Origin of the sequence: Adlercreutzia sp. ZJ473, from assembly GCF_013185065.1 — a bacterium.
Taxonomy (GTDB): domain Bacteria; phylum Actinomycetota; class Coriobacteriia; order Coriobacteriales; family Eggerthellaceae; genus CAAEEV01.
Genome location: NZ_JAAVTO010000084.1, coordinates 1 through 7,589 on the forward strand (window position 1 = coordinate 1; position 7,589 = coordinate 7,589).

The 7,589-nt window shown below is 55.9% G+C and carries 6 protein-coding genes; 3 read left to right on the top strand and 3 right to left on the bottom strand.

The genetic code is table 11. The annotated features are described in order from the left end of the window. Nucleotides 1–148: 148 nt before the first annotated feature. A complete protein-coding gene (locus HRL41_RS11330; RefSeq protein ID WP_172137117.1) occupies nucleotides 149–1,390 on the bottom strand; it encodes a reverse transcriptase/maturase family protein in 1,242 nt (413 codons plus the stop codon). Nucleotides 1,391–3,192: 1,802 nt separating this feature from the next. Here HRL41_RS11330 and HRL41_RS11335 point away from each other — a divergent pair. After that, complete coding sequence (locus HRL41_RS11335) at nucleotides 3,193–3,573, top strand: hypothetical protein (protein WP_172137118.1); 381 nt, start codon at nucleotides 3,193–3,195, stop codon at nucleotides 3,571–3,573. A 1,240-nt stretch (nucleotides 3,574–4,813) separates the two neighbouring features. On the opposite strand, the gene HRL41_RS11340 is transcribed toward HRL41_RS11335, so the two are convergent. Both HRL41_RS11340 and HRL41_RS11345 read right to left on the bottom strand, forming a co-directional pair. Then, complete coding sequence (locus HRL41_RS11340) at nucleotides 4,814–5,359, bottom strand: hypothetical protein (RefSeq protein ID WP_172137119.1); 546 nt, start codon at nucleotides 5,357–5,359, stop codon at nucleotides 4,814–4,816. Nucleotides 5,360–5,687: 328 nt separating this feature from the next. Beyond that, nucleotides 5,688–5,984: a type II toxin-antitoxin system VapC family toxin gene (locus tag HRL41_RS11345; RefSeq protein ID WP_172137120.1), complete on the bottom strand. Its 297-nt coding sequence runs from the start codon at nucleotides 5,982–5,984 to the stop codon at nucleotides 5,688–5,690. 133 nt (nucleotides 5,985–6,117) lie between these two features. Here HRL41_RS11345 and HRL41_RS11350 point away from each other — a divergent pair, with 133 nt between their 5' ends. Both HRL41_RS11350 and HRL41_RS11355 read left to right on the top strand, forming a co-directional pair. Next, complete coding sequence (locus HRL41_RS11350) at nucleotides 6,118–6,690, top strand: Panacea domain-containing protein (RefSeq protein WP_172137121.1); 573 nt, start codon at nucleotides 6,118–6,120, stop codon at nucleotides 6,688–6,690. Nucleotides 6,691–7,279: 589 nt separating this feature from the next. Beyond that, on the top strand, nucleotides 7,280–7,589 hold a 310-nt coding region (locus tag HRL41_RS11355), incomplete at its 3' end, for a transposase (RefSeq protein ID WP_253904886.1).

Here is a 7,589-nt window from a genome sequence, read left to right on the forward strand (position 1 = left end):
GCCTGGGGCCGCGCCTGTCTTGCGCTATGTCGGGGAGTCTGTCGTCTCCCGAACCCTGGGTGCCTGGCGGCAGGGCGGGCTGCTTCGGGCAGCCCCGCGTCTGGATCCGGGTCATATTGTCTTCGGCAGCACCGGCAGCGCCCACAGCTTATCGCCGCACATCAAAATTCGGATCGCATGAAGCCTTAAGCGCTCCCTTCCGCCTCAATGCCTTCGAACGTCGTCGCATCTTACGCTTGTGGTTTTTTACGTCTAAGGCAATCGGATCATCGGGAAAAGCTCTTTGAGCCCGAGCAACATACGAAAGGAAATTCCCCTGCTGACGCATCCTGTCAACGCGGTGCCGGACCCTCGTATTCCGCTTCGGGCATCGTCCCCAATCGCTAAAGTCAACGTAAAGTTTGTCCACACGCTTCTTGCTCGGACGCTCTCCCTTACCGTACAGCCGCTTCATTCGCGCATACATGCGTCGGTAATATCGGCCAGTCGTGCGCTGTTTCAATCGGACGGATTTCCCGTCAAACGAAAAGCCCAAGAAATCTATATGCCCGGAATTCTTCGCTTCCTTATCGGCAGCGCCACCAACATGGACAATGGCGTCATCTGCAACACAATAGCAACGCGTTTTTGAAGGGTGAGTGACGAGCGCGGGAATTGAGGCAACCAGGCGTTCGATGTCTGCCCTCGCTTCAGCGAAGTCAAGACAGTTGGGAAGAACGAAGATGAAATCATCTGAATACCTCAGATAAAGCCCGTCGAATCTATCTGAAATGCCTTTTGCCATTTTGTCGAATTCGATCATGTAAACGTTGGCAAGAACTCCGCTTATAGGCAATCCTTGAGGTATTCCCTTTCCGCCGTTCTCTTTCCAAGGCGCTGTTGTTGACGTCCTAACTTCTTGCCTGAACTCTTCACGACTCAAAACCCTTGGAAGTCTGTTGAGCTTTTTCACGCCGCAAACTGTCCACTTCAGACCGTTGCGCTCGAGAAGGTCTCTGATATCCCACACCGAATACTTTGTCGCTCCCCTGAGCACGTGATAGTAATCATCGGGAATCTTCCCGTCACTAAAGAGACTTCGCAACTGGCTTTTCAGATATCTATGGTCGAGCGTTTCGAAAAACTCCTTGAAATCGCCAGCAAAAACAAAGCAGCGATCAGCGTTTCTTATCGCCTCAAAAGCCATTCGCGCAAAATCGCAATTTGATTTCCCCTTGAAACTCGTCCTGTAAGCAAGTGCCACATCGTTTATTCCCAGCTCGGCAGCATAAGAGTTATATCTCTCATTAAGCAGCCCTGCGTAATACTGGTATATGCATCTATCCATATGTGCAGCATATCTTATCGGACGAAAATCTTTGCATGGTTTCCCCTCTTCATCAGTCTTCATTCGACGCATATCCTTTTCGATAAGCGGGTAAAACGCGTACTTCGACACGAAATTGGGGTCCATGATCAAGTTAGCTTTAGACGAAAAAGAAACCCTACGATCAAAATGAGCGTACGATCTAACGCTATCGGGGTCTTTCACAAAGGAAGGTATTTCTATCACGTTACCTCAGCTGCCTGGCAGGTCGATTCATAGAGGGGCGGTGTCCGTTCGGAACCGACCTGCCCACATACACGCGCGAGAAAGCCCGCGCACGGCCACCTTAAATCGAAGGCGGCACCGCCTTTCGGGTCAAGCCCGTCTCAGCAAATCTTCATCTGCGGCACAATGTCCAAAGACGAAGGGAGCATGTCCATGAGCGTTGCTGCGGCGCACCTCTGCGCCATCAGTCTAGCCGATGGAGATTTCGTAGACGCCATTCGAATGGTGTTTACGACAATGCTCTTCCGCTATGGCCTGTTCCATAGTGCATCATAAGGATATCATATAGGGCTATTTCGGAAGACAGGTCTTCTGGATATTGTTGCAAGCACACATCAAAGCATTCCAGGCAAAGCATTCGGGAAAATGCTCTCTCTCAGCATGGAAAGCTCAAACGCGATTCTCCCGCATCCCCTCACTCCTATGGCCCTCTCTCAAGAAGCCTACGCTGGTATTGAGAGGCATGTCTATCGTTCTGATTGATGCGTTTGGCTATATCGTTACTGAAAGAAATGGACTCGTCCTCTAGTATGGCCCCAAGAAGGCCAGATCGCGATTAGGCAGCTCACCGAGGGTCGCTTTCAGAACCCTGTCTTTATATCACTGGTAGCATGCTTCATGCCAATCGCAACAGCGTCCTTTTCCGCAGCATCCTTTCCCTTGCTGCTTGTCAAGAGCGATACCCCGCCAACTGAATCACGAAAGGAAAGCCTCCCGCATGCCTCTACAACGAGGTCAAGTGCATCCCTTCCGAACGCCTTCTCCGACTGCTCTGCAGTTTGAACAAACGCATTCCTTGCGTCATCCTCGGCAATTCGCCCTAAACGATACTGGCTCGTCCTCCTCAAGAAGGACATCGACTTGTCGCTAAGGGGGACTGACGCCTCGGGGGGGGGATGACCGCCATGAGAAGTGCGACTTTGCGCTCCGCGCTAATAAAAAGCTGGCAATAGCTAGCGAGCCTGATTGAGCTTGGATTGCTTTTTCTGCCTCCCGACCTCTCGCTGGATTTTTTAGAAAGCTTAGATTCTTTTAGAAAACTTCGTAAGTCGCTCTCTGGCTCGATATCGAAAAAGCGCATGCTACCCGGGACGAGTTCAGCGTATTGGCTAATTTGATATGATTGCGATTGGCGATTCATCCCTGACTTAAGGATGACGATTTTGCCCCATCTTAACACCGTGACCATGTCACGGGAAGGGCTGACCGGGGACGATAGGGAGTCGATGCGAGAGAAAGATCCTTTCCCGAGCAGGCTTGCATGTTTCCTGACGCTGGGTATTTGGAACCGCATGAAGTCAACAGAGTCAGGACTGAGTCCTCGACGACACTGCACTTGCGGCGGCTGCATAGTGGGCGCGGGCGCCATGGTTGTCGGGAACATCGAGGAGTCGGGGACCCACGTGGGTGTCCCTGCGAAGCTGCTGAGGTAGGGGGGCGGTCTGAATCTGCCCACAGGTTCTTGCACCATCGAGGAGCTCGTTATGGTTCAATTAAATCGTCGTCTCGTTTTGTTTGAGCGGCGGCGCGTCTTTCTCGCTAGATACCGAACGCTGATAGGCAGGTAAGAGGCGCGCACATCGTGCGCCTCGCAGCGCCCCATGTTTCTCTGGCTCTTCTGCTCATTTTTAGCGCAGTTGCCTGCCTCTCTGAAGTTTTCTGACGCTGGCGTCCTCCAGTCCGACATATCGAACACGTACAACGCGGTGAAGCGCACCAAAGAAGGGAGGGGTGGTCGGCTGAGGGAGTATTGGCTGTCTCCTGACAATTTGCTTGATGTGGAGTTGACGATCAGGATCCTGCTGACAGCATGGATAGCGCGGAGAATGGGCTGCCCCGAGGCAAAGATTTTCGAGCTATTCGAGTACGAGGTCGCTCTGTACATTGGGGATAGATGGGCGTTCTTTCGATCCGAGATAGTTGGCGGCGCAGATAGCCTTATCAATCTGGACGCCACCAAGTCTGTCCAGAAGGACTTCTAGGCCGCGCTGGCCACGACGCTCTTTGACGACCTGCTTGAGGGCTTAGAGTGGCGCATCTCATGATGAGCCCCTCCTAGGCTGCTTTTAGGTTTGCATTGACTCCTCGACGTCCGCCCGGAATCTCCCCCACACGATCATGCGCGCAAGCTGCGCCTTGCTCGCCTTCGAGCACGGCGACTTTCGCAAGAACACGAACCCGAACGTGGCCGCCTAGGAGTATGTGCGCAAGTCAGTCGAGGAATGCTCCGGACGCTTCTACGACGTGCTCAAGTGCCTCAGAGGCGGTGTGCTGCCCCTGGTGCCAGAATGCGGGCGCCTGTCAGTCACAGGCGACGCGGAGGCTGACGCCGCCGCCACGAGGCACCACCTCGGGGTCGAGCCAGTGGGACCCGTCCTCGATCTGGTGGGGGGGGTGCTCAAGAACCACGGCATCCTCTTCGTGACCTTGGAAGGCGCCGATGCACGCTTCAGCGGCATAAACGGGTTCGATGACGAGGTAAGGTCGTCAGGCTTTTCAAGTCCAACGATGACGTCGTGCGCTTGTCGGAAGGCGAGCTGCGTAAACGGCTGGAATGAAGCCCATGGGGGCTTTCAGCAAATCGACATTATTTGATAGGAGCATATATGAATTACGTAAATTACAGTGGGACAATGATCGACCCTCGGTATCCCGACCCAAGATGCCGCAGGCAGTTCATGGCTCAGTACGAGGCCGTGCAGAATCGCGAAGTGCTGAACGTGTGGAAGGCTACGCATGACCTCTGCCAGGCAGTGAGCCACCTCGACCCGTATCACCAAGATATGGCACTGCGCGGAAGTCTCGGCATAATGATGTCGGAATGCAATCGGGCCTGAGGAGCTCGGGGCGCTCTTGAGAGGGTAGTCGGCGGGAATCTCGGTTGATTTCATTGCTCCGCATGTCCGCTCCTCATCTCGCCCGGTCATACGTTGGCTCAGAAAAACCCTCGAAGAACGTACTTCCACTTCTCCCAGTTGTCCCATCAGCCCAGACGTCGCTCCTTCACCAAGTGATACGTCCATGAGGTCGTGGTTGAGGCTTTCGAATGTCGGTAGCCGTCGATCACCGTCTGTATTTGCAGCAACAAGACGCTTTTGCAGGCCGTCTTTGGCTTTGTCGACCTCAGATTCAAAATCTTCGGAAGACCCTATCGAGCCTGTCCGATGCATGACGTGGTCGAGCGCGATGATGAGGGCTCGATTCTCGCTCCGGCAAGAACCGTTAGTAGCACTTCTTGCAGGGGCCGTACCCAAGCCGTTGGGCCTCATCGACCGAGAGCTGACGCGTTCCCTTCATGTTGCTGCAGCTGGGAGACGAGTGGTACTTCTTGCCATTCCCGCTTGCGGCGACGTACACGACGGCAGCGTTGGGGGACGTTGCGGCGGCGCTCTCCTGCTGCTGGCGCGCGCTCTCAGCGGCGCGGGCGGCCTCAGCCTCGGCGGCAGCCTTGCGGGCGGCCTCGGCTTCGGCGGCAGCCTGCTCCTCGGCGGCCTTGCGGGCGGCCTCGGCCTCGGCTTCTTGCTGGGCCCGCGCCTCGGCATCTTCCGTAGCCCTTTCTTCCGCCCCGGCCTTTGCCGCCTCATCTTCAGCTGAAGAGCTCGTCGCTTCTTGGGCTCGATCGCTCGATTGCGCCGTCAGGCTGCTCGAGCTGATCGAGCTACTCGCCGAATCCTCGGAGCGCCCGACATCAGAGCAACCAGCAAAGCTGACGCAGAGAACAAACGCCAGGATTGCCGAAATCGCCAGCTTGCCTCGAGATCTCTTCACAGCGCGCTCCTTAAAGACAGTTTTCAGGATGCGATAATTAAACCACGATTTACAGAAAAAGGACGGGAAGCCAGGGATTAGACGGCATGCGGGCGGCTCAGCCCGGCAAACAGCTGCCAGAAAGACAGGGGGCAGGCAAAGCGGGATCGAAGGCCACGTGCGCAACATGTTCAAGAAGACCGGCCACTCCATCCGCCAGGACCTCATCCAGGATTTCTAGAAGAGGTGAGGAAGAGGGACTCGACACGTCCCTCGAACCGCCAAAGCCGTCGATTGCAGTTTGGTCCAAAAGTCGAAAGAGAGGCCCTCGATGTTGACGTGACGAATGCTACACGACAACCACATGCGGCTCCCCGTAAAGGCCGAGGATCTCATCGTGGGTGAGAAACAGCATGTCGGAAACCTTGGACTGGGCTATGAGCAGCCTGTCGAGCGGATCCCTGTGGGCGCTGCCGACCGCTTCGCAGCCAAGCTCCTCGTAGGCGACGATGGCCGCGAGCGAGACCGGGAGGGAGCGCAAGCCCGACTCCTCGCAGGCCTCCGCGAACTCACGGGAGGTGAACGGAATGCTTCCGGGCCTCGCCGCCGACCTGATCGCGATCTCCCATGCTGAGATGTCGCTCACGTAGATCTCGTTGCCGGCATTGAGTATGACCTTCTCGCCATTAGATTGGAAAATTGAGGACAACGCGTGTTTTTTCTAGAATAAATGGGAGATAGTAGGTATTACATTTGGTTTATGAGGAAAGGAGGAGCATATGGAAAACCCGCAGACGATGCAGCCGAAGAAGCCTAGCGCGTCTGATGTAGCAAGGTATCTTCTTGAGAAGAAGGGCGCCCTAACCGAGTATCAGCTCCAGAAGCTCCTCTACTACTGCCAGGCGTGGAGCCTCGTTGTCGAAGGCAGACCGCTCTTTCCCGAAGAGATTCGAGCGTATGAGCATGGCCCGGCTGCTCCCAGCGTGTCGATGCAGCATCAGCGCCAATACTACGTGAGCCCTTCGGACATCTCCGGTGATTCGGGCATACTCTCCGAATCGGACACCGCTTTCATCGATGTTGTACTTGCGGCATATGATGACATGTCGGGCCAGCAGCTCGAAAACCTCACTCATAGCGAGAACCCTTGGCGTGCGAGCTTCAATCAGCTTACAGGCGTAAACTCTTCGGCAGTCATTTCCCACGAGCTGATGCGCAGCTACTACGCCCGGCTGCTTACATCCACCGATGAAGAGCAGCAGCGTCACCACGTGCCCAACTTCAACCATCCGAAGAAGCTGTATGTCACGTCGAGTGACTACGACTGGCTTTTGGGCTACCTCGAAGAGTAATGCACAAGCATGGTGGTCGAGCAGCCGTGGGAGCGCATAATCCCTATCCACAGCATGCCCAAGGAACGACTATCAGACTTCGAATGCGGAGTAAGTGCATTCGACCAGTGGCTGCGAACTTCAGCGCATAGCGCAGCTTCGCGTGGCGAGTGCGTTGTCCACATCTGCGTAGACGGCAGCGGATCGCCAGTTGCGTTCTTCACCCTTTCTGCCACCTCGATCAGCCCTGATGATGTGTCAAGCAAGCTCAGAGGAGGGCTGCATGGCCTTATGCCAGCGACCCTCCTCGGCAAGATGGGCGATGTTGAAAGGATCTGCAGGCAACAGACTACGGGGTATTTTAGGGGATAAGGTCCCTTGCTCCTCCCTCAGCGGCATCGTAAACCAAGGCTTGCATCTCAACAGCTCAAAGGGCTTTCTTTGATGCTTACGCAATGGCACGGGGCATATATCTACTCCGATTTGGGGCATATGAAGCCTTAACCTAAAGATCGCTGAGCTTGCCTTCCTCAGGCCCCGCGAGGCACGCGTCGCCAAGGCCGGGCGCCTGCTCGAGGCCGACCCCGATCTCAAGTGCGCATACGAGCTCATGCACCTGCTCCGCGACTGGTCCGACGTGGGATGGCGCGCCGAGAAGCGCGACTCGCTCTCCAAATGGACCAGCCTCGCCATAAGAAGCGGCATCCCCGAGACGAGGCGAGCCGCCAAGGGCGTCAAGCGCAACCGGGAGGGCGTCCTCAACGGGTGCAAGTGCGCCTTGACCAACGCCGCGGCCGAAGACAATATGACCCGGATCCAGACGCGGGGCTGCCCGAAGCAGCCCGCCCTGCCGCCAGGCACCCAGGGTTCGGGAGACGACAGACTCCCCGACATAGCGCAAGACAGGCGCGGCCCCAGGC

Coding starts and splice junctions, on each gene's coding strand:
- HRL41_RS11330 (WP_172137117.1), bottom strand. CDS start 1,390: ATGAAGACTGATGAAGAGGGGAAACCATGCAAAGATTTTCGTCCGATA.
- HRL41_RS11335 (WP_172137118.1), top strand. CDS start 3,193: ATGTTTCTCTGGCTCTTCTGCTCATTTTTAGCGCAGTTGCCTGCCTCT.
- HRL41_RS11350 (WP_172137121.1), top strand. CDS start 6,118: ATGGAAAACCCGCAGACGATGCAGCCGAAGAAGCCTAGCGCGTCTGAT.